The organism is Allochromatium tepidum, assembly GCF_018409545.1.
Taxonomy (GTDB): Bacteria; Pseudomonadota; Gammaproteobacteria; order Chromatiales; family Chromatiaceae; genus Thermochromatium; species Thermochromatium tepidum_A.
In genome coordinates, this window is record NZ_AP024563.1 from 1,546,593 (window position 1) to 1,567,915 (window position 21,323).

General features: G+C 64.5%; 22 protein-coding genes. 17 read left to right on the top strand and 5 right to left on the bottom strand.

Features of this window, described 5'->3' with window-relative positions; all coding sequences use genetic code 11:
* The first annotated feature begins 62 nt into the window (after positions 1-62).
* Genes sdhC through sdhA form a run of 3 tightly spaced genes read left to right on the top strand, consistent with a single transcriptional unit; the run spans position 63 to position 2,569 of the window.
* Complete coding sequence (gene sdhC, locus Atep_RS07470; RefSeq protein ID WP_213381231.1) at positions 63-449, top strand: succinate dehydrogenase, cytochrome b556 subunit; 387 nt, start codon at positions 63-65, stop codon at positions 447-449.
* 4 nt (positions 450-453) lie between these two features.
* The gene (gene sdhD / locus Atep_RS07475) at positions 454-798 is read left to right on the top strand and encodes a succinate dehydrogenase, hydrophobic membrane anchor protein (protein WP_213381232.1); all 345 of its coding nucleotides are present in this window, start codon (positions 454-456) and stop codon (positions 796-798) included.
* A gap of 7 nt (positions 799-805) precedes the next feature.
* On the top strand, positions 806-2,569 hold the full coding sequence (sdhA, locus tag Atep_RS07480) for a succinate dehydrogenase flavoprotein subunit (RefSeq protein ID WP_213381234.1): 1,764 nt from the start codon (positions 806-808) through the stop codon (positions 2,567-2,569).
* Between the two features lie 134 nt (positions 2,570-2,703).
* Here the strand turns inward: sdhA and Atep_RS07485 are convergent, their stop codons facing one another.
* On the bottom strand, positions 2,704-3,123 hold the full coding sequence (locus Atep_RS07485; RefSeq protein WP_213381236.1) for a bacteriohemerythrin: 420 nt from the start codon (positions 3,121-3,123) through the stop codon (positions 2,704-2,706).
* 176 nt (positions 3,124-3,299) lie between these two features.
* Here Atep_RS07485 and Atep_RS07490 point away from each other — a divergent pair, with 176 nt between their 5' ends.
* Complete coding sequence (locus Atep_RS07490) at positions 3,300-3,644, top strand: helix-turn-helix domain-containing protein (RefSeq protein WP_213381238.1); 345 nt, start codon at positions 3,300-3,302, stop codon at positions 3,642-3,644.
* A gap of 5 nt (positions 3,645-3,649) precedes the next feature.
* Here the strand turns inward: Atep_RS07490 and hypF are convergent, their stop codons facing one another.
* A complete protein-coding gene (gene hypF, locus Atep_RS07495; RefSeq protein ID WP_213381239.1) occupies positions 3,650-6,004 on the bottom strand; it encodes a carbamoyltransferase HypF in 2,355 nt (784 codons plus the stop codon).
* Positions 6,005-6,135: 131 nt separating this feature from the next.
* On the opposite strand from hypF, the gene msrA reads away from it, so the two are divergent.
* The 4 genes from msrA (at position 6,136) to Atep_RS07515 (ending at position 10,497) form a co-directional block, all read left to right on the top strand.
* Positions 6,136-6,690 carry a peptide-methionine (S)-S-oxide reductase MsrA gene (gene msrA / locus Atep_RS07500; protein WP_213381244.1) on the top strand — a complete coding sequence of 185 codons (555 nt, stop codon included), beginning with the start codon at positions 6,136-6,138 and terminating at the stop codon, positions 6,688-6,690.
* 21 nt (positions 6,691-6,711) lie between these two features.
* Complete coding sequence (locus Atep_RS07505; RefSeq protein ID WP_213381246.1) at positions 6,712-7,830, top strand: phosphoserine transaminase; 1,119 nt, start codon at positions 6,712-6,714, stop codon at positions 7,828-7,830.
* The gene (locus Atep_RS07510; protein ID WP_236786618.1) at positions 7,820-9,037 is read left to right on the top strand and encodes an ATP-grasp domain-containing protein; all 1,218 of its coding nucleotides are present in this window, start codon (positions 7,820-7,822) and stop codon (positions 9,035-9,037) included. The genes Atep_RS07505 and Atep_RS07510 overlap by 11 nt, the downstream gene beginning before the upstream one ends.
* 125 nt (positions 9,038-9,162) lie before the next feature.
* Positions 9,163-10,497, top strand: a complete 1,335-nt coding sequence (locus tag Atep_RS07515) for a sigma-54-dependent transcriptional regulator (RefSeq protein ID WP_213381251.1) — start codon at positions 9,163-9,165, stop codon at positions 10,495-10,497.
* 74 nt (positions 10,498-10,571) lie between these two features.
* Here Atep_RS07515 and cas6 read toward each other — a convergent pair whose 3' ends face one another.
* From cas6 to Atep_RS07530, 3 genes are read right to left on the bottom strand one after another with little or no spacing between them, the layout of a single operon-like run.
* Positions 10,572-11,276 carry a type I-MYXAN CRISPR-associated protein Cas6/Cmx6 gene (gene cas6, locus Atep_RS07520; RefSeq protein WP_213381253.1) on the bottom strand — a complete coding sequence of 235 codons (705 nt, stop codon included), beginning with the start codon at positions 11,274-11,276 and terminating at the stop codon, positions 10,572-10,574.
* A gap of 36 nt (positions 11,277-11,312) precedes the next feature.
* Positions 11,313-12,029 carry a hypothetical protein gene (locus Atep_RS07525; RefSeq protein WP_213381254.1) on the bottom strand — a complete coding sequence of 239 codons (717 nt, stop codon included), beginning with the start codon at positions 12,027-12,029 and terminating at the stop codon, positions 11,313-11,315.
* Positions 12,030-12,075: 46 nt separating this feature from the next.
* A complete protein-coding gene (locus tag Atep_RS07530) occupies positions 12,076-12,267 on the bottom strand; it encodes a sulfur relay protein DsrC (protein ID WP_155448681.1) in 192 nt (63 codons plus the stop codon).
* A 570-nt stretch (positions 12,268-12,837) separates the two neighbouring features.
* Here Atep_RS07530 and dsrA point away from each other — a divergent pair.
* The 9 genes from dsrA (at position 12,838) to Atep_RS07575 (ending at position 21,307) form a co-directional block, all read left to right on the top strand.
* A complete protein-coding gene (dsrA, locus tag Atep_RS07535) occupies positions 12,838-14,091 on the top strand; it encodes a dissimilatory-type sulfite reductase subunit alpha (protein WP_213381256.1) in 1,254 nt (417 codons plus the stop codon).
* A 54-nt stretch (positions 14,092-14,145) separates the two neighbouring features.
* A complete protein-coding gene (dsrB, locus tag Atep_RS07540; RefSeq protein WP_213381257.1) occupies positions 14,146-15,216 on the top strand; it encodes a dissimilatory-type sulfite reductase subunit beta in 1,071 nt (356 codons plus the stop codon).
* Positions 15,217-15,311: 95 nt separating this feature from the next.
* Positions 15,312-15,704 (top strand): sulfurtransferase complex subunit TusD, encoded by a 393-nt coding sequence (tusD, locus tag Atep_RS07545; protein WP_200156838.1) that lies wholly within the window; start codon positions 15,312-15,314, stop codon positions 15,702-15,704.
* Positions 15,705-15,719: 15 nt separating this feature from the next.
* Entirely contained in the window at positions 15,720-16,130 is a 411-nt protein-coding gene (tusC, locus tag Atep_RS07550) for a sulfurtransferase complex subunit TusC (protein ID WP_213381258.1), read from the top strand.
* Between the two features lie 12 nt (positions 16,131-16,142).
* On the top strand, positions 16,143-16,451 hold the full coding sequence (gene tusB, locus Atep_RS07555; protein WP_213381259.1) for a sulfurtransferase complex subunit TusB: 309 nt from the start codon (positions 16,143-16,145) through the stop codon (positions 16,449-16,451).
* 42 nt (positions 16,452-16,493) lie between these two features.
* Positions 16,494-16,832, top strand: a complete 339-nt coding sequence (locus tag Atep_RS07560; protein ID WP_213381260.1) for a TusE/DsrC/DsvC family sulfur relay protein — start codon at positions 16,494-16,496, stop codon at positions 16,830-16,832.
* An 85-nt stretch (positions 16,833-16,917) separates the two neighbouring features.
* On the top strand, positions 16,918-17,649 hold the full coding sequence (locus Atep_RS07565) for a respiratory nitrate reductase subunit gamma (RefSeq protein WP_213381261.1): 732 nt from the start codon (positions 16,918-16,920) through the stop codon (positions 17,647-17,649).
* A 47-nt stretch (positions 17,650-17,696) separates the two neighbouring features.
* Complete coding sequence (dsrK, locus tag Atep_RS07570) at positions 17,697-19,268, top strand: sulfate reduction electron transfer complex DsrMKJOP subunit DsrK (RefSeq protein ID WP_213381265.1); 1,572 nt, start codon at positions 17,697-17,699, stop codon at positions 19,266-19,268.
* Positions 19,269-19,342: 74 nt separating this feature from the next.
* Complete coding sequence (locus Atep_RS07575) at positions 19,343-21,307, top strand: NAD(P)-binding protein (protein ID WP_213381266.1); 1,965 nt, start codon at positions 19,343-19,345, stop codon at positions 21,305-21,307.
* Positions 21,308-21,323: the final 16 nt, after the last annotated feature.

The window sequence follows — 21,323 nt, forward strand, 5'->3', positions numbered from 1 at the left end:
GCCGGACCGGGTGACAAATCGATATTCTGTTGCGCCGCACAAAAGACCGGATCCCTTCCAAGATGACTACTCCCAGACCCGTGTTTCTCGACCTGTTGCGGATCAAGCTGCCGCTCTCAGGTATCGTCTCCATCCTCCATCGCGTCAGCGGTGTGCTGATGGTGCTCACCATCCCGATCGTCGCCATCCTGTTCCATCAGGCCCTGTCCGGCCCCGAGGGCTTCGCGGCGACCGCCGCCGTCCTGGATGCCTGGCCGACCAAACTGGTGCTGCTCGGACTCCTCTGGGCGCTGTTCCATCATCTGGTCGCCGGGATCCGTCATCTGTTCCTGGACTATGGCGTCGGCCTCGATCGTCCGATCGCGCGCGAGACCGCCCGTCTCACGCTCTATGCGGCGCCTGTGCTGCTGGTGCTGTCCATCATCCTGTCGTTCCTGCTGGGAGACTGAACGCATGAGCCGTCAAGCATCCGGACTCATGGCCTGGCTGTTGCAGCGCACCACGGCCATCTATCTGTCCTTTCTCGCGGGCTATCTGCTGCTCAAATTCATCTTCGACGCCCCCGCCGACCATGCCGAACTGGTGGCCTGGGTGGCGCATCCGCTGGTCGCCATGGCGCTGATGCTCGGTGTGCCCCTGGTGCTCGCCCATGCCTGGGTCGGCATCCGCGACGTGCTGATCGATTATGTGCGCCTCACCAATCTGCGCGTGGGTCTCATGACCTGGTTCGTCTTCATCATCGTCGCCTCCGGACTCTGGTTCATGAAGGCGATCATCACTGCCGGCATTGGGGGTTGAGTCCCGTATGAGTCTTCCAACACGTCATTTCGACGCCCTCATCATCGGTGCCGGAGGCGCGGGCCTGAACGCGGCGCTGCAACTGGCCGGCGCGGATCTGCGCGTGGCCGTCGTCTCCAAGGTGTTCCCGACCCGCTCGCACACCGTGGCCGCACAGGGCGGCGTGAACGCGGCGCTCGCCAACGTGCTGCCCGACTCCTGGCACTGGCACATGTTCGACACCGTCAAGGGCTCGGACTATCTGGGCGATCAGGATGCCATCGAGTTCATGTGCCGCGAGGCCATTCCGACCGTCTATGAGCTGGAGCACGCGGGCGTGCCCTTCTCGCGTCTGGACAACGGCAAGATCTATCAGCGCCCCTTCGGCGGCCAGAGCCAGAACTTCGGCGGCGATCAGGCCGCGCGCACCTGTGCGGCGGCCGACCGCACCGGACACGCGATCCTGCATACGCTCTATCAGCAGAACATCCGCGCCCGCACCCATTTCTTCGACGAGTTCTTCGCCATCGATCTGGTGCGCGATGCCGAAGGGATCATCTGCGGCGCCCTGGTGCTGGAGATCGAGACCGGCGAGCCGCTGCTGATCGAGTCCAAGGCCACACTGCTGGCGACCGGCGGCTGCGGTCAGGTGTTCCGCACCACCTCCAACGCCCACATCAACACCGGCGACGGCTGCGCCATGGCCCTGCGCGCCGGCATCCCGCTGATGGACATGGAGTTCTTCCAGTTCCATCCGACCGGCATCGCCGGCAAGGGCATGCTCATCACCGAGGGTACGCGCGGCGAGGGCGGCTATCTCGTCAATAAACATGGCGAGCGCTTCATGGAGCGCTATGCGCCGCGCGCCAAGGATCTGGCCAGCCGCGACGTGGTCTCGCGCGCCATCGTCACCGAGGTCAAGGAAGGACGCGGCTGCGGTGAGAACGGCGACTATGTGATGCTCAAGCTCGACCATCTCGGCGAGTCGGTCATCGCCAAGCGTCTGCCGGGCATCCGCGAGTCGAGCAAGATCTTCGCCGGCTGTGATCCGGTCGTCGAACCCATCCCGGTGTTCCCGACCGCGCACTATGCGATGGGCGGCATCCCGACCGATCGCTTCGGGCGCGTGGCCATGCCGGCCGGAACCGGCTCCGAAGAAGTCGTGGTCGGACTCTACGCGGCGGGCGAGTGCGCCTGTGCCTCGGTGCACGGCGCCAACCGGCTCGGCGGCAACTCGCTGCTCGACATCCTGGTGTTCGGACGTCTGGCGGGCAAGGACATCATCGACTTCGTACGCGAGAACCCCTACCAGCGCGCCGCCGACTCGGCGAGCCTGGATCAGGCCATGGCGCGTCTGACGCGCTGGGAGCAGAAGGGGCAGGGGACGACGGTGCAGGAACTGCGCGCCGAGTTCCGCAAGTGCATGGAGGACCACGCCGGCGTCTTCCGTACCGAGGAGATCATGTCCGAAGGCGTCGAGCATCTGCGCGAGCTGCGCGACCGGCTGCCCGAGGTGCGTCTGACCGATCACTCCAAGGTCTTCAACACCGCGCGCATCGAGGCGCTGGAGCTGGAGAACATGGTCGATGTGGGTCTGTCGATCGCCGTCTCCGCCCTGCATCGTCAGGAGAGTCGTGGCGCGCACTCACGCCCCGACTATCCCGAGCGCGACGATCAGGTCTGGCTCAAGCACAGTCTCTACTACAAGGACGGCGACCGCATGGACTACAAGCCGGTGCGCACCAAGCCGCTGACCGTGGAGTCCTTCCCGCCGAAGGAACGGGTGTACTGACGAGGCACACCCGCGGGCGGCCAAGTCGATCGCCGCCCGTATCCAGGGTCCGTTTCGATTGAAACAATCCGGCTGGACTGCGCTATGCTTGTCCACCGGATGCGCATGGACTCGCTTCGTGTCGGACAGGAGCCTCAGGTCGTGACCCGAGCCTCTCCCATCTTGACATGCAGCGAATACAGCATGTCCTCATCGGCGATATGGTCGATGAGCCAATCCTGGGTGATGTCGAGCGCACGGTCGGCGAGATCCTGGCTGGGGCCGAAGATCATGAGGTCGTTCTCCAGCTCGTCGAGACGGCGGAAGAAGGCCGCATGCTGGCGCAGGTGATCCTTGAGTCCGGGGTAATCGTGCTCGCGCATGAAGGCTTCCTCGGTCTCGAAATGCCGGTTGGCGTAATCACGCATGAAGGCGATCGCCTCGACCACGGCGTTGCGACCCTCGCGATCGAGGATGTCGTCGTACAAACGGTGAGCCGCCTCGAAGAAGCCGCGGTGTTGCTCGTCGATCTCGGCGATGCCGATCGAGTAGACGTCGGACCAGTCTCTTAACATGTGACACCCAGTCTGGATTGGAACTCAAGAGTCAGGCGCGCGAAGACGACGCCTGACCCGGCCTGATCATAGCCCAATGCACCCGGCGATTCGCGCTGGATTTGCTAAAGTCACTCGAAACGTCGGGCAATAACACAATCAAACGTCGGACACACAAACAGCGGGGTCATCGCACAGTGGAAGCAGAATTCGCCCAACTCTCCGCACGGATCGGACAACGGCTTCGCGCCGAACGCATGCGGCGCGGGTGGTCGCTCAACGACCTCTCTAAGCGCACCCAGGACCGGTTCTCCAAGTCCAGGATCAGCAACTACGAGCAGGGGATCCGGCGCATGGGGCTGGAGGCCGCCTGCCAACTGGCCGAGGCCTTCGGTGACGTGACGCCGGCCTGGCTGCTGATGCTCGACGACTGTGGTCCGCTCAGTCCCGAGGAACGCCGGCTCGTCGAAGCTTTCCGTGCCATGGACGACAAGGGGCGTCGTCAGGTGCTCGACACGATCGCGCCGGACGGCGAAGGCTGACCGGCTCAAGCGCCGGCCGCGTCGCGCGTCAGCGCGGCCGCGACACATCCCTGACCGAGTGCCAATCCGCCGTCGTTGGCCGGTAGCCGGCGATGGACGAGTGGCGTCAGTCCCGCATCGCGTAGCCCGCCGACGACCGACTCCAACAGCAATCGGTTCTGAAATACCCCACCTGATAGCGCGATGGTCTCGACAGCGAGATCCCGCGCCAGCCGTGCGCCCATGTCGCTGATGGCGGCGGCGAAACCAAGGTGGAACCGCGCCGCGATGCAGGCCGGTGGCAGATCATGCTCCAGATCGGACAGGAGCGCGTCCCACAGCGGCGCCGGATCCAGACGCCAGGGACGGTTCGAACAGTCGAGATCGAAGACATAGCCCGACTCGGTACTTGCCGCGCCCGAGGCCAGAGCCTCCAGTTCGATCGCCGCCTGTCCTTCGTAACTCAGTGTCTCGCCACCCAGGCCGAGTGCCGCCGCCACGGCATCGAACAGCCGTCCGGCCGAGCTGGAGCGGGGTGCGTTCAGACCGCGCGCGATCAGGTTGCGTGCCAGACCGATCGGCTGGGCCTCCAGACGCCGCATCACCTCGAGATCGGGATGGCGTGCGCGCCAGTGCTCCCAGCCGCCGGCGTCCTCCAGCCGGGCCAGCAGATTGCGCCAGGGTTCGCGGATCGCCCGGACACCGCCCGGCATGGCCGCCGGCGTCAGATGTCCGACCCGCCGAACGCCCCGATAGTCCCCCAGCAGGAACTCGCCGCCCCACAGCGTTCCGTCCTCACCCAGCCCCAGACCGTCGAGCAGGATACCGAGCACCGCGCCACCGTCCAGCGGCCAGTCGTTGTCGGCCAGCACCGAGGCCAGATGGGCGTGATGATGCTGGACCTCGATCAGCGTCAATCCCTCGCGCTCGGCCCATTCGCGCCCGAGCTGCGTGGAGTGATAGTCGGGATGACGGTCGACGGCCAGGATCTCGGGGCGATGCTGGAAGAGTTCGCCATAGAGCCCGAGTGTGGCGCGATACGCGCGCGCCGTGCTCGCCTCCTCCAGGTCGCCCAGATGTTGCGAGAGGATGGCCTCGCCGTCGCGGATCAGGCAAAAGCTGTTCTTGAGTTCACCGCCCAGGGCCAGGATCGGCGCCGTCGACGCGAAGCCGGGCGGCAGCCGGATCGGCGCCGGTGCATAGCCGCGCGCGCGCCGCAGTGGGCGCGGGCGGGCGTCCATGACGCGCCAGACCGAGTCGTCGACCCGATTGACGATGTCGCGGTCATGGAGCAGCAGCGAGTCGGCGAGACCGGAGAGACGGGCGAGGGCGTCGGCGTTGTCGATGCACGGCGGCTCGTCGCTGAGATTGCCGCTGGTCATCACCAGCGGACGGTCCCAGTCGGCCAGCAGCAGATGATGCAGCGGGCTGTAAGGGAGCATGAAGCCGAGCGTGGACTGACCGGGCGCGATGCCGGGGGCGAGATCCGCGTCGCACCGGCGCTCGAGCAGCAGGATCGGCGCCGCCGGACTCGCCAGCCATTCGGCCTCCGGCTCGGACAGCCGCGCATGACGCCGGATCACCTCCGGATCACGGGCCATCAGCGCGAACGGCTTGGCGAAACGCCGCTTGCGTCGGCGCAGGGTCTCGACAGCCGCCGAGTTCGTGGCGTCGCACGCCAGATGGAAGCCGCCGATGCCCTTGATCGCCAGGATCCGTCCCTCGGCCAGCAGACGACCGGCGGCGTCGATTGCGTCCCGCGCGTCCAGCTCCGCCGGCTCGATCTCCCGCCCTTCGGTGTCGGCCAACCAGGCGCGCGGACCGCAGTCCGGACAGGCATTGGGCTGGGCATGGAAGCGCCGGTCGGCCGGATCCTCGTATTCGGCCCGGCAACGCGCGCACATCGGAAAGGCCGCCATGCTGGTGCGCGCGCGGTCGTAAGGGATGCCGCGCACGATGCTCAGTCTCGGCCCGCAATGGGTGCAGTTGGTGAAGGGATAGCGGTAGCGCCGATCGGCCGGATCACGGATCTCGGCCAGACAGGACGGACAGGTCGCGGTGTCGGCGACGATGCCGGTATGGACGGTGCCGCCGTCGCTGCCGAGGATGGCGAAGGTCGTCGTGTCGAGCCGAGGGTCCAATGGGGTACGCTCGATGGCCTCGATCCGCGCCAGCGGCGGGCATTCGGCACGCAACCGGGCGCAGAAACGCTCGATGGCGTCGGTCTCGGTCGGATCGGCCGGCTGGAGCCGGATCAGCACGCCCTCGCCGTCGTTGCGCACATCGCCGAGCAATCCCAGCTCATGGGCCAGCCGCCAGACGGCCGGACGGAAGCCGACCCCCTGCACCAGCCCCCGGACCCGGATGCGTTCGGCGCTCATGATGCTCCAGCCATAGATCGCGCGTCAGCGCAAGACTTGGCAGGGCCGACGAGCGACCCTATCTGGACGACTCCGGTCCTTACTAGACTCAGGGGCCGTTCGAGATTCATGGAAAACATTGGAGGTCGATCATGGCGATACGCGAGGCGACATTCGGTGGTGGTTGTTTCTGGTGTCTGGAAGCCGTCTTTCAAGCGCTCGCGGGCGTCGAGTCGGTCGAGTCGGGCTATGCCGGAGGGCAGATCCCAAATCCGACCTATCAGCAGGTCTGTACCGGGACGACCGGGCATGCCGAGGTGATCCGGATCGCGTTCGACGATCGGGTGATCGACTACGAGACCCTGTTGAATGTCTTCTTCGCCACCCACGATCCGACCACGCGCGACCGTCAGGGGGCGGATGTCGGGAGTCAGTATCGATCGGTCATCTTCCATCACGACGACGAGCAGCGAACCCTGGCCGAGGCCGTGGTCGCGCGCCTGAATGCCGGACGGATCTGGCCGGACCCCATCGTCACCCAGATCGAGCCCGTACCGACATTCTATCCGGCCGAGGGGTATCATCAGAACTACTATCGCCGCTATCCGACCCAGGGCTATTGTCAGGCCGTCATCGCGCCGAAGCTCGCCAAGCTGCGCCGGAGTTTCCGCGAGTTGGTCGCCGATGAGGAACGGCGTTCGGCCTGACACCCTGACCCAGGACAGCTCATGACGCCTGAAACCGCTTTCGACCGCAACGCGCTCAATTTCTCGGGTGGACCGGGCGCGTTGCCGGCGGTGGTGCTGGCCGAGACCCGGCAGGCGATCGAGGCCGTGCCCGAGGTCGGGCTCTCGATCCTGGGCATCAGTCATCGCTCGGATTGGTTCGCCGGTCTTGTCGAGCAGACCGAGCGCGATCTCCGCGCGCTCCTGGATCTGCCCGACAGTCATGCCGTGCTCTTGCTCCAGGGCGGGGCGACGCTCCAGTTCTCGATGATCCCTATGCTGCTGCTGCGCGGTTCGGGACGGGTGGCCGAGTATCTGCGAACCGGCTACTGGAGCGCCAAGTCCATTCCGCCCGCGCGGCTGGAAGGGGAGGTGCGGGTGCTCTGGGATGGCGAGCGTCAGGGCTCGGGCTTTCGCCGACTGCCGACGGCGGACGAACTGGAGTGCTCGCCCGAGGCGGCCTATCTGCACTCTGTCTCCAATGAAACGGTCGAGGGGTTGCAATTCCATCACATTCCCGGACTCGACGGGGTCAGGCGGGTCTGCGACATGTCATCGGACTTTCTCTCGCGCCCCTTCGATGCGGAGCGCTTCGATCTGATCTATGCCCATGCGCAGAAGAATCTGGGGCCGGCCGGGGTGACGCTGGTCGTCATCCGCCGCACGCTGCTCGATCGGGTGCCGTCCGGAATCCCCGAGATCCTCGACTATCGCGCCCATCTCCAGGCCCGTTCGATCTACAATACGCCGCCGGTCCTGGCCATCTATGTGGTCTCGCGTGTCCTGCGCTGGCTGCGTGAAGACATCGGCGGACTGGAACGCATGGAGGCGCTCAATCGCCGGAAGGCCGAGTGTCTCTATGGGATCATCGACCGTTATCCCGATGTCTACGAGGGCTGGGCGCATCCGGCGGACCGCTCGCGGATGAACGTCGTCTTCCGGCTATCGACGCCCGAGCGCGAGGCGGACTTCCTGTGCCGGGCCGAGTCGGCCGGATTCGGCGGACTCAAGGGGCACCGCTCGCTCGGCGGCATCCGTGCCTCCATCTACAATGGGATGTCGCTCGAAGCCGTCGAGCGGCTGGCCGGGTTCATGGTGGACTTCGCGCGCCATGGAGGCTGAATCGGCCATGTCGACCTTTCTCGGTCTCGCCAAATGGTTGCGGCTCGCGCTGGCGGGCGAGGATCTGGCGCCCTTCGGTCAGTCGCTGTTGCAGCGCGCGGCGGACGATCCGAGCGACAGCGCGGCGCTGCTGGATGCATCCATCGTCCTGCAGTGTCTCGGCAATGCGGAGATAGGGCTGAGGCTCCAGCGCGAGGCGCTCGGGCAACAGCGGCAGTATCGGATTGCGGCCGGGACGTCGCCCGCACGGCTCAGGCTGCTGGCGCTCATGGCGCCGGGCGCGATCATGGCCAATGTGCCGGTCGAATGCCTGCTCGCCGGCAGCGACATCGAACTCGATCTCTACTATGTGTCGACCGATGTGCCGGATCCGGCCGAGCTCCCCGAGCATGATCTGCTCTTCGTCGCGATCGGGGAATCGGAGGCCAATCGGCCGCTGCTCGAGACCTGGGCACCGCATCTGAGCAACTGGCCGCGTCCGGTGTTGAACGATCCGCGTTGCATTCTCGATGTGGCGCGCGATCGGGCGTGTCGGCGGCTCCAGGGCCGGCCGGGACTGGTCGCTCCGCTCACGGCGCGTCTCGATCGCGACCGGCTCCGGGCATCGGCGGGCGGGGGGGGCGGTTCGGAACCCGGCTTTCCGTTGCTGGTGCGCCCGCTCGATTCTCATGCCGGGCAGGGACTGACCAAGGTCGATACTCCGGAGGCGCTGTTCGCTGTCCTCGACGGCCAGTCGAGTCAGGTGTTCTTCGTCACGCCCTTCGTCGACTATCGCAGTCGCGATGGACGCTTTCGCAAATTCCGCGTCGTCCTGATCGATGGTCGGCCCTTTGCCGTCCACATGGGGGTCTCGGATCACTGGATGATCCACTATCTCAACGCCGGCATGGACGAGAGCGCCGCCAAGCGTGCCGAGGAAGCCGCATTCATGGCCGACTTCGAGCGGGATTTCGCCCGGCGTCATGCCCAAGCCCTGGCGACCATCCACGCCGCATTCGGCTTGGACTATCTGGGGATCGACTGTGCCGAGACCGCCGATGGACGGCTGCTGATCTTCGAAGTCGACCCGGCCATGGTGGTGCATGACATGGACCCGATCGAACTCTATCCCTACAAGCCGGCCGCCATGCGCCGTATCTTCGCGGCGTTTCGCGCGCTCCTGATCGCGGCCGCCGAGCGACCACCCGGCTGCGCGATGCTATCTTGACTGATCTCACCGGTCAGAAGAAGAACCGGATCTACAGCTATCGAGCTTATGTAGACCTGTTGAACCGGTGAGCGAGGTTCGCAAAACATCGAAAACCGTCCGACAACCAAGCGCCGTCAATCGATATGCCCAAGCCGCTAGCGCTCGTCGTCGACGACGAAGCCGACATCCTCGACCTGATCCGCATCACGCTCGGGCGCATGGACGTGTCGGCCGTCACTGCGCTGACGGTCGCCGAGGCCAAGCTTCAACTGGAGCGTCATCGGCCCGATCTCTGTCTCACCGATCTGAGTCTGCCGGACGGCACCGGGCTCGATCTGCTGCACCACATCAACGCCCATCACCCCGAGCTGCCGGTGGCCATGATCACTGCACACGGCAACATGGAATCGGCCGTCGCCGCCATGAAGGCCGGGGCCTTCGATTTCGTGGCCAAGCCGGTCGATCTGGCCGCTTTGCGCAATCTCGTCGAATCGGCGCTCAGGCTGCGTCGGCGTGCCGCACCGGCTGGGGAACCGGAGTCTGTCGAGACCGACCAGCCCCTGCTCGGCGACTCGCCCGCGATGCAGCAGATTCGTACCCTGATCGCCAAGCTCGCCCGCACTCAGGCGCCGGTCTTCATCACCGGCGAGAGCGGCACCGGCAAGGAACTGGCGGCACGTCTGATCCATGCGCTGGGACCACGTCGCGATGGTCCCTTCGTGCCGGTCAACTGTGGGGCCATCCCGCACGATCTGGTCGAAAGCGAGCTGTTCGGGCACAAGAAGGGCAGTTTCACCGGCGCGGTGGCCGACAAGGACGGACTGTTCCAGGCCGCCGGCGGCGGGACGCTCTTTCTCGACGAGCTGGCCGATCTGCCCCTTCCGGCGCAGGTCAAGCTGTTGCGCGCCATCCAGGAGAAGTGCGTGCGTCCGGTCGGGGCCGCGCGTGAGGTTCCGGTCGATGTGCGGCTCATCAGCGCCAGTCATCGTGATCTCGCCCGGGAGGTCGAGAAGGGGCGCTTTCGGCAGGATCTCTTCTATCGAATCAATGTCATCGAACTGCGTCTGCCCGCGTTGCGCGAGCGTCCCGAGGATATCCGCCCGCTGGCGGCCCATATCCTGCGCAGACTCGCTCGGACGGTTGGGGGGGCGGGCGAGCCGACGGCGGTCGATCCGAGGCTCTCCGAAGAGGCTATCGCGGCGCTCGTGCGCTATGCCTTCCCCGGCAATGTGCGCGAACTCGAAAACATTCTGGAGCGCGCCGTGGCGCTGTGCGAGGGCGAGCGCATCGAGGTCGAGGATCTCTATCTGCCCGCCAATGAACGCCCGGGCGTGCTCGAATCCACGGGGCCGGCGCGGGTGGCGCTCGATCAGGCGCACTGGAACCAGGCGACCGCTCGCGCGTTCGGTATGACCCCGCTGGCGTTCAGATATAGTTTGGCCAGACTCGGGATCGATCATTACATCCCGTGTGATTGAGGCGGATCCTGCTCCGGTTTTTCGATATCCGGCAGATAGACCAGCACGCCGGCAACTGTGGCTGCATCCGCGACTCAGGTGGGACTCTTGACCGGATCTATACCCTTGTGCGGGATGAAGAGGCCGCAACCGAGCGCGCGATGCGGCCCGAGTCCCTCGCGCTGGAGCCGGATCGACTCCTCGCGCGTGAGTCCGGCGAGCATCAGGGCGCGGGTGTGGATCGGGCCGGAGGGCGTATGCAGGGTCGTGGCCTTGCCGCAGAGCGCCTTGCGCACCCGGATGTCGAGCGCACTCAGAGCACGCGCGGCGGCTTCGAGAAAGCGTGTTTCGTCGGCGAACGCCTCGGCATCGCGGCTCGAATCCGCTGCGAGATAGCGTGCAAAGATGGTCGTCTCCTGACTCAGCGGCTTCGGCTTGGCGGCGCCGATCGTCAACGGCTGACCGCTCACATCGATCCGCCGTCCCTGGAGCCGCGCAACCAGATCGTCCGCCCGCGTACTCGGGACGCGAATCGTCAGCTTGGTGCGGCGCGAGACCATGATCAGCGCCTCGGGCGAGTGTTCGGGCCGCTCCCAGCCGTTCTGCGATCCGGCGACATGGATGGTATGCACTCCCAGACGCGGCTCGTCATCGAACCAGGGCACCAGGGCGCGCACGGCACTCGACAGCGCATAGGCGTGATCGACCGGCAGGGATTTGCAGTCGATCGCAAACAGCAGATCGATGATGTCGTCCGGCAGTTTGGGGACGTCGGTCGGGTCGTCTTCGTTCCAGAACATCGGTCGGTCTCGGAATCCTTGGGGTCGGGTCATGGATCAATAGGGCAGACGCCGCTGAAGCGCCTCGCGGTCGAACCACCAGTCGTCCTGCACCAGCACGTCGACGACATTGCGTAGCCGCACCAAAAACTTCTCCGGCTCCTTCAGTTCCAACCGCTCCATCCAGTGATCGAGCTGCTCGGCCGTCTCGATGCGACTGTGCCGGCGCGCCACCGTGCCGAGCAACTGGGTGGTGAAGAACATCAGATCCTCGCGATGACGCCCCTCGGCGCGCACATCGGCCAGGAACAGCGCCGTGGTCGCCGCCACGGCCGCGCCATCGGCGTCGTCCGGCGTCTCATCGATCACATGGTTGAGCAGCTCGATGGTCAGCTCGGGATCGATGGGGCAGGTGACGGCCAGCCAGATCCCCTGACCGAGCGCGGCGACGGCGCCGGGCTGCTCGGACTGGAACAGCACGTCACAGGCATCGGCCGCCGACTCGAACTGATCCCACTCGATGAAGTGATCGAAGGCCGCGCGCGCCAGCGGCCAGGCTTCCGCGCCGCGCTCCAGACCGACCAGGGTCCGCGCGACCTGCAAACGCAGATCGGCCAGCTCGTGCGCCGAACCGCTGCCATGCTCGATGGCCGTGAGCCGTTCCTTGAGCACCTGAAGATGCGACTCCAATGCCGCGAATTCACTGCCGGAGTTGAAGACGGAATCGGCGGCGGTATCCGGCAGGCGGATGGCGAAGGGGTCGAATGACTTCATGGTGTTCATGTCTCGAAAAATCCTGCTGGTCGGTGGATCTTGGAATTCAGCGCAGCAGACCGCTGAAGGCGGCCTCGAGTCGGTCCTCCCAGTTCTCCGGCGTGTCCGGATAGGGCGGCTTGACGTCCATGCGGAAGAACCGCTCGCCGGAGCGCGCCACGGCCTGGATGAGCGGGATGAGTTCGTCGAAGGATTCGATGTCTTGGTTGGCAACCAGGATTTCGCTGAGCTTGAGCATCTGTGTGTCCGTGTGGATCGAGGGGTTCGGAATGCGCCGCCATCGTCGGTATCCGCCCGTGTCGGCTCTGGGCGGGCGGGGGCCGCCCGAGACCTGTATGTCGGAGAATGTGCAGGCGTCCAAACCCGAAAACAACCACGTCCGCACCCTTCGCACGCCGCCGCGCCTCCGGGGGTGTGCTCCGGCGACATCAAAACTTTAGAAAACGTTAATATTAGAGTTTATTGACTTACCGGCGTGCCGACCTGTAGGATTTTTCGGAAATCCAGCCGCCGCGCCGGATCGCCCGAGGCGGACACCAGGTGCCGGTGTATATCTCGAAGGGGATAGATGTCAGAGGGGGGTATCCCCCCGATCGTGGAATGGGCGTCCATCCCATTCATGGGTACATTAGCGAACGCCGATGGGGTTGATGGTCCGGCTCGATGCGCCCACTGAGCGTGTCGGTACCACCGGCTCCACACACAGATCCGACGCGATGCATGGTTCCGCTGCCCTGCCGGCGGCGGCTCCAGGCACGCGCCCAAAACCATATCCGTTCCTGGTTATATCGATAGGAGAGACCGCGCAATGGCTATCGACAAGCACGCGACCCCGATGCTCGACCAGCTCGAGACCGGTCCCTGGCCCAGCTTCATCTCCGGTATCAAGCGTCTGCGCGACCAGCACCCGGACGCGCGCATCAATGCCGTGACCAACGACCTGCTCGGTCAGCTCGAACACTCCTACGAGACCCGCAAGGGCTACTGGAAGGGCGGCACGGTCTCGGTGTTCGGTTATGGCGGCGGCATCATTCCGCGCTTCTCCGAGGTCGGCAAGGTCTTCCCCAGCTCCAAGGAATTCCACACCCTGCGCGTCCAGCCGCCGGCGGGCAACCACTACACCACCGCCATGCTGCGTCAGTTGGCCGACAGTTGGGAGAAGTACGGCTCGGGTCTGGTGACTTTCCACGGTCAGACCGGCAACATCATGTTCATCGGCGCCACCACCGAGAACACCCAGCCCTTCTTCGACGAGATCAACGAGTACGGCTGGGATCTGGGCGGTGCCGGTCCCTGCGTGCGCACCGCCATGTCCTGTGTCGGCGCGGCGCGCTGCGAGATGTCCTGCACCAATGAGCTCAAGGCTCATCGGCTGCTGGTCAACAACTTCACCGACGATGTGCACCGTCCGGCGCTGCCCTACAAGTTCAAATTCAAAGTCTCCGGCTGTCCCAACGACTGCCAGAACGCCATCGAGCGCTCGGACTTCGCCGTTCTCGGCACCTGGCGCGACGACATGAAGGTCGATCAGGCCGAGGTCAAGAATTACATCGCCGACAAGGGCCGTCAGTACTACATCGACAACGTCATCACCCGTTGCCCGACCAAGGCGCTGTCGCTCAACGACGACGATACGCTCAACGTCAACAACCGCGACTGCGTGCGCTGCATGCACTGTCTGAACGTCATGCCCAAGGCGCTGCATCCCGGCGACGACAAGGGCGTCACCATCCTGATCGGCGGCAAGCGCACCCTCAAGATCGGCGACCTGATGGGCACCGTGGTCGTGCCCTTCAAGAAGCTGGAGACCGAGGAAGACTACGAGTCGCTGGTCGAGCTGGCCGAGACCATCATCGACTTCTGGGCCGAGAACGGTCTGGAGCACGAGCGTTGCGGCGAGATGATCGAGCGCATCGGTCTGGCCAACTTCCTGGAAGGCATCGGCATCGAGCCGGACCCGAACATGCTGAGCCACCCGCGCCAGAGTTCCTACATCCGCATGGATGGCTGGGACGAGGCGGCCGAAAAATGGTTCGCGCGTCAGGCCGAGGCCGGTCGCTGAGCGGCGCCGACCCCATCGTACTCCCCAAGAATCGAAACACTGGAGGATCAGTCCATGGCGGAAATGCGTGAGCCCATCGAGTCCGGCTGTCCGGACCCCTGGCAGTACATGCATCCGGTGATGCGCAAGAATTTCGGCATGTGGAAGTATCACGAGCATCCGCGTCCGGGCGTGCTGCTGCATGTGGCCTACAGCGGCGACAAGATCTGGACGGTCAAGGCCGGCACCCAGCGCATCCTCGACGTCTTCACACTGCGCAAGCTGTGCGACATCGGTGACGAGTTCGCCGACGGCTATGTCCACTTCACCATCCGCTCGAACATCGAGTATCTGGTCAGCGACGAGTCCAAGGTCCAGCCGCTGATCGACGCCCTGGAGGGCGCCGGCTTCGTCGTCGGCGGCACTCAGAACTCGGTGGCCATGATCTCGCACACCCAGGGCTGGCTGCACTGCGACATCCCCGGCACCGATGCCTCGGGCGTGGTCAAGTCGATGATGGACGAGCTCATCGACGAGTTCCGCAACGCCCGCATGCCCAACCGCGTGCACATCACCACCTCCTGCTGCCAGATCAACTGCGGCGGTCAGGGTGACATCGCGATCAACGTCCAGCACACCAAGCCGCCGAAGATCAATCATGATCTGGTCGCCAACGTCTGCGAACGGCCCTCGGTCGTGGCGCGCTGCCCGGTGGCGGCCATCCGTCCGGCGATGGTCAACGGCAAGCCGTCGCTCGAAGTCGACGAGCGCAAGTGCATCTGCTGCGGCGCCTGCTATCCGCCCTGTCCGCCGATGCAGATCAACGACGCCGAGCACTCCAAGCTGGCCATCTGGGTCGGCGGCAACCACTCCAACGCGCGCGGCAAGCCGACCTTCCAGAAGCTGGTCGCCGCCGGCATCCCGAACAACCCGCCACGCTGGCCGGAAGCCACGGCTATCGTCAAGCGCATCCTGAAGGCCTACAAGGAAGGCGCGAAGGACTGGGAGCGCATCGGCGAGTGGATCGAGCGCATCGGCTGGCCGCGCTTCTTCGAGGAAGTCGAGCTGCCCTTCACCAAGTATCACATCGATACCTGGCGCGGCGCGCGCGCGAGCTTCAACAGCTCGTCCTACATCCGCTTCTGATCGAACGATAATCCATCGCCTCGGGTCGGACGCGCGTTTCGCGCCTGTCCGACCCGGTATCGCGATGACCTGATTTGGACATCCATGAGGTCTACATGAAGTTCGCGCTTCAGATCAATGAGGGGCCGTATCAGCATCAGGCGTCCGACTCGGCCTATCAGTTCGCCAAGGCCGCGCTGGAGAAGGGGCACGAGATCTTCCGGGTCTTCTTCTATCACGACGGCGTCAACAACTCGACCCGTCTGACCACACCGCCGCAAGACGACCGTCACATCGTCAACCGCTGGGCCGAGCTGGCCGAGCAGTACGATCTGGACATGGTCGTCTGTGTCGCCGCCGCCCAGCGTCGCGGCATCGTCGACGAAGGCGAGATGACCCGCAACGGCAAGGACGCGACCAACATCCATCCCAGATTCCGGATCTCCGGACTCGGGCAACTGGTCGAGGCGGCGATCCAGGCCGACCGTCTCGTCGTCTTCGGTGACTGATTAAGGAGTGCCGGCATGTCGGAAGTCGTGAAGAAATTCATGTACCTCAATCGCAAGGCGCCCTACGGCACCATCTATGCGTGGGAAGCCCTGGAAGTCGTGCTCATCGGCGCGGCCTTCGATCAGGACGTGTGTGTCATGTTCCTCGACGACGGGGTCTACCAGCTCACCAAGGGCCAGGACACCAAGGGCATCGGGATGAAGAACTTCTCCCCGACCTACCGCACCCTGGGCGACTACGAGGTGCGCCGCATCTATGTCGACCGCGCCTCGCTGGAAGCGCGCGGACTGACTCAGGACGATCTGGTCGAGATCGCCTACGAGGACATGGAGACCGAGGAAGAGTTCGACAACATCGTCGAGGTCATCGACTCAGCCCGCGTCAGCGCGCTGATGAATGAGTCCGACGCGATCTTCAGCTTCTAAAGGGAGGGTGAAATGAGCATTCTGCATACCGTCAACAAGTCACCCTTCGAGCGCAATTCGCTAGAATCCTGCCTGAAGTTTGCCACCGAGGGTGCGAGCGTCCTGCTGTTCGAGGACGGCATCTATGCCGCGCTCGCGGGAACCAGCGTCGAGTCCCAGGTGACGGCGGCGCTCGGCAAGCTCAAACTGTACGTGCTCGGCCCCGACCTCAAGGCCCGGGGCTTTAGTGATGAGCGCGTCATCCCAGGGATCAGCGTCGTGGACTACGCCGGCTTCGTCGATCTGACGACCGAGTGCGACACCGTCCAGGCCTGGTTGTAAGTTTTCAATTTCTGAACGAACCCAACAGAGGAGCATCCCCCAATGGCGGATACGATCGATGTCAATGGCAAGCAACTGGCCGTGGATGAAGAAGGCTATCTGGTCAATCTGAACGATTGGGAACCGGAAGTCGCCAAGGTCATGGCCAAGCAGGACAACCTGGAGCTGACCGACGAGCACTGGGACATCATCAACTTCCTGCGCGAGTACTACGAGGAGTATCAGATCGCTCCCGCCGTGCGCGTCCTGACCAAGGCCGTCGGCAAGAAGCTCGGCAAGGACAAGGGCAACAGCAAGTATCTCTACGGCCTCTTCCCCTATGGTCCGGCCAAGCAGGCGTGCCGTTTCGCCGGCCTGCCCAAGCCGACCGGCTGCGTCTGACAACGGACGAGCGTCCGGCGCGCGCGGTTCCCTGTGAGCCGGCGGCGCGCCGGATTCCATCAAGCTCCACCGAGGGTGCGGAAACATGGCGTTTCTGACGAACTTCTATGCCTTCCTGTTCTATTTCGCCGCCTTCGTGCTCGTGGCGGGTCTGGCTCGCAAGATCATTCAGTACGCCCGCACGCCGGCGCCGCTGAAGATCCCGACCACCCCGGCGCCGACGACCGGACGCGGTGTGGTTCTCAGGATGATGCGTGAGGTCGTCCTGTTCGAGAGCCTGTTTCGCGGCAACAAGTGGACCTGGGTCTTCGGCTGGATGTTCCATTTCGGCCTGCTGCTGGTCACGCTGCGCCATCTGCGCTATTTCATCGAACCCGTGTGGTTCCCGATTCAACTCGTCCAGCCGTTCGGCATCTATGGCGGAATCGCCATGATCCTGGGGCTGGCCGGACTCTGGGCGCGGCGCTTCCTGGTCGACCGCGTCAAGTACATCACCTCGACCTCGGACCATCTGATCCTGGGCCTGCTGATCGCCATCGGCTGCACCGGACTGCTGATGAAGTTCGTCTTCCATGTCGACGTGGTCGAGATCAAGCACTTCTTCCAGGGGCTCTACAGCTACGACATCCAGCCGCTGCCGGCCGACCCGCTGCTGCTGCTGCATCTGTTCCTGGTGGCCCTGCTCATGATCATCTTCCCCTACAGCAAGCTGCTGCACATGCCCGGACTCTTCTTCAGCCCGACGCGCAACCAGGTCGACAACCCGCGCGAACGGCGTCACATCGCGCCCTGGGCCAGGAAGCTCGAACAGTCATGAGCCCCGTGATTCGAGCGCCCCAGTCGTCCGCTTACAGAGGTTGATCCATGGCCAAGGCAACGTTCGAAGTCCCAGAACTGACCCAATACACCGAGGTTCCGCCGATCACGCCCGGAGCCATGGCGCACAGCGCGCCCTTCAAGTCGCGCGAAGAATTCCAGACCCCGCTCGGTTTCCCCGGCGAGCTGGTCGAGGACTGGCAGGCCAGGGCCATCGACAAGATGGGCGAGCTGCTGGGCAAGTACCGCTCACTGCGCGTCTACATGGACGCCTGTGTCAAGTGCGGCTCCTGCACCGACAAGTGCCATTACTTCCTCGGCACCGGCGATCCCAAGAACATGCCGGTCGCGCGTCAGGATCTGATGCGCAAGGTCTACCGGCGCTATTTCACCCTGAGCGGCAAGCTGTTCCCTAAGCTGGTCGGAGCCGAGGACTTCACCGAGGAAGTGCTCAACGACTGGTACAGCTATTTCCATCAGTGTTCGCAGTGCCGGCGCTGTTCGGTGTTCTGTCCCTACGGCATCGATACGGCCGAGATCTCCATGGCCGCGCGCGAGATCATGGACTCGATCGGCGTCGGCCAGAAGTACTGCAACGAGATCATCGGCAAGGTCTACAAGATCGGCAACAACCTGGGTCTGCCGGGACCGGCGCTCGAGGACACGCTCGAAGGGCTGGAAGAGGACGTCTACGACGACACCGGCGTGCGGGTGAAGTACCCCATCGATCAGGTCGGTGCCGAGATCCTGCTCGTCACCCCCTCAGCCGACTTCTTCGCCGAGCCGCACGTCGACGGCCTGATCGGCTACGGCAAGGTGTTCCACGAGGCGGGCGTCTCCTGGACCCTGAGCTCCTATGCGTCCGAGGCGGCCAACTTCGGCATGTTCATCGGCTCCTACGACAACATGCGCCGGTTGGCCCAGCGCATCCGCGAGGCGGCGATCGAGCTCAAGGTCAAGCGCATCGTCTTCGGCGAGTGCGGACATGCCTGGCGCGTGGCCTATTCGTTCCTGAATACGCTGGCCGGACCCTGGGACTTCCTCGACCCGCGCTATCCGGTGCCGCAGCACATCTGCGAGTTCACCTATGAGCTGATCCAGCAGGGCAAGCTCAATCTCGACAAGAGCGAGAACGACGACAAGGTTCTGACCTATCACGATTCCTGCAACGTCGCGCGCGCCTCGCGTATGGGCAACACCCCGGGCGGTCAGTTCGAGATCCCGCGCGCCATCATCCGCGCGACCTGCAACAACTTCTACGACATGGACGAGGACACCATCCGCGACCGCACCTTCTGTTGCGGCGGCGGCGGTGGGTTGCTGACCGACGATCTCATGGAGCTGCGCGTCAAGGGCGCCAAGCCGCGCGTCGATGCGCTCAACAACGTGATGCAGGAGAAGGGCGTGACGCACATGGCCACCATCTGCGCCATCTGCAAGAGTCAGTTCACCAAGGTCTTGCCCTATTACGGCCTGGACATGGACCAGATCGTCAGCCTGCATCAGCTCGTCTCCAACGCCATCGTGCTCACGCCCGGGCCGGATGACGAGGATGAGGACGATGACGAGCCGGACCCGGACGATCCGAACGACGAAGAAGAAACAGACGAGGCGGCCTGACCGGGGCCATCGGAACCTGATACGAATCCCCTGATCCCCGCGTCAGGGTTCAACTGGTACGGAGAACGATTGAGATGGCGACTTCCAGCGACGAGATGAAGATGAAGCCGACCTGGCGTCGATTCGAGGACGGCAACCACGTCTGGGACAACTTGACCGATAAGATCTTCAATCAGGACCGCTCCCACAAGTGTCCGACCTATGTCCACAAGACGCCGCCCTGTCAGGGGAGCTGTCCGTCGGGCGAGGACATCCGCGGTTGGCTGCAGATCGTGCGCGGCATGGAAAAGCCGCCGCAGGGCATGGACTGGAAAGAGTATGCCTTCCGTCGTTCCACCGATGCCAATCCCTTCCCGGCGATGATGGGCCGCGTCTGTCCGGCGCCCTGTCAGGACGGCTGTAATCGCAACGAGCTGGAAGACTTCGTCGGCATCAACTCGGTCGAGCAGTTCATCGGCGACACCGCCATCGCCAATGGTTACACCTTCGAGGCGCCCGATCTCGACACCGGCAAGCGCATCGCCATCGTCGGCGGCGGGCCGGCGGGTCTGGCGGCGGCCTATCAACTGCGCCGCAAGGGGCATAGCTGCACCATCTTCGAGGCCAACGACGGTCTGGGCGGCATGTTCCGTTTCGGCATCCCCGGCTATCGCGTGCCGCGCGACAAGCTCGACGCCGAGATCCAGCGCATCATTGACATGGGCCGGGTCGAGGTCAAGCTCAAGACCCGCATCGGCACGGATGTCACGGTCGAGCAGCTCGAAAAGGACTATGACGCCATTCTGTGGGCCATCGGCTGTCAGAGCGGTCGCGGTCTGCCGGTTCCGGGCTGGGAGGGCACGCCCAACTGTGTCACGGGTGTCGCCTTCCTCAAGGCGTTCAACGAAGGCCGCCTGAAGGTCACGGCCGGCAAGGTCGTCTGCGTCGGCGGCGGCGACACCTCGATCGACGTGGTCTCGGTCGCGCGTCGTCTCGGTCATATAGACAAGACGCATCCGAACGAGCTGCCGGAAGCCGTCATTCGCGACGGCTATCTCGCCCATGACACGGCCAGCGCCGCCGCCGCTCAGGGCGCCGAGGTCACGCTGACTTCGCTCTTCCCCCGCGACAAGATGACCGCCTCCGAGCACGAGGTCGACGACGCAACCCGCGAGGGTGTGACCATCCTCGACGGCGTGATGCCGGTCGAGGTCATCAAGGACGCCAATGGCCGTGCCACTGGGCTGAAGGTTGCCGACTGCACCATGACCGACGGTCGTCCGACTCCGGTCGAGGGCACCGAGCGCGTGCTCGAGGCCGACCTGATCGTCTCGGCGATCGGGCAGGGCGGCGACCTCTCGGGTCTGGAGCAGTTCGACAACGGGCGCGGTCTGATGGACTCCGACAAGTTCTATCAGGTACCGGGCAAGGCGGGTCACTTCGTCGCCGGCGACATCATCCGTCCGCACCTGCTGACCACCGCCATCGGTCAGGCCTGGATCGCGGCCGACTCGATCGACGCCTATGTGATGCAGGCCGAGTACAAGCGCCGTCCGAAAGTCGACGTGCACCACTTCAACCTGCTCGACAAGCTCACCGAAGCCCATCTGGCGCCTGAGTCCTTCGTCGCCGGTCAGGCCGGCGATATGCGCGGAACCTCGGATGCCAACTATGCGATCCACAACTACGAGGATCGCTCCGGCGCCGAGGTCATCTCGCACGAAGAGTTGTTCCTGGGGCACTTCAACTATGTGCCGCGCAATCTGCGCAAGGAAGAGGTGCCGAGCGCCGAAGAAGTGCTGGGCCACTTCCGCGAGCGCGTCATCGGTCTGACCGAAGCCGAGGCGATCGACGAGGCCAAGCGCTGCATGAGCTGCGGTCTGTGCTTCGAGTGCGACAACTGCGTCATCTTCTGTCCGCAGGATGCCGTCTATCGCGTCGACAAGTCCGAGCGCACCACCGGCCGCTATGTCGCCACCGACTACGCCAAGTGCATCGGCTGTCATATCTGTGCCGACGTCTGTCCGACCGGCTACATCAAGATGGGTCTGGGCGAGTGAGGCCCCTGGAGGCGTC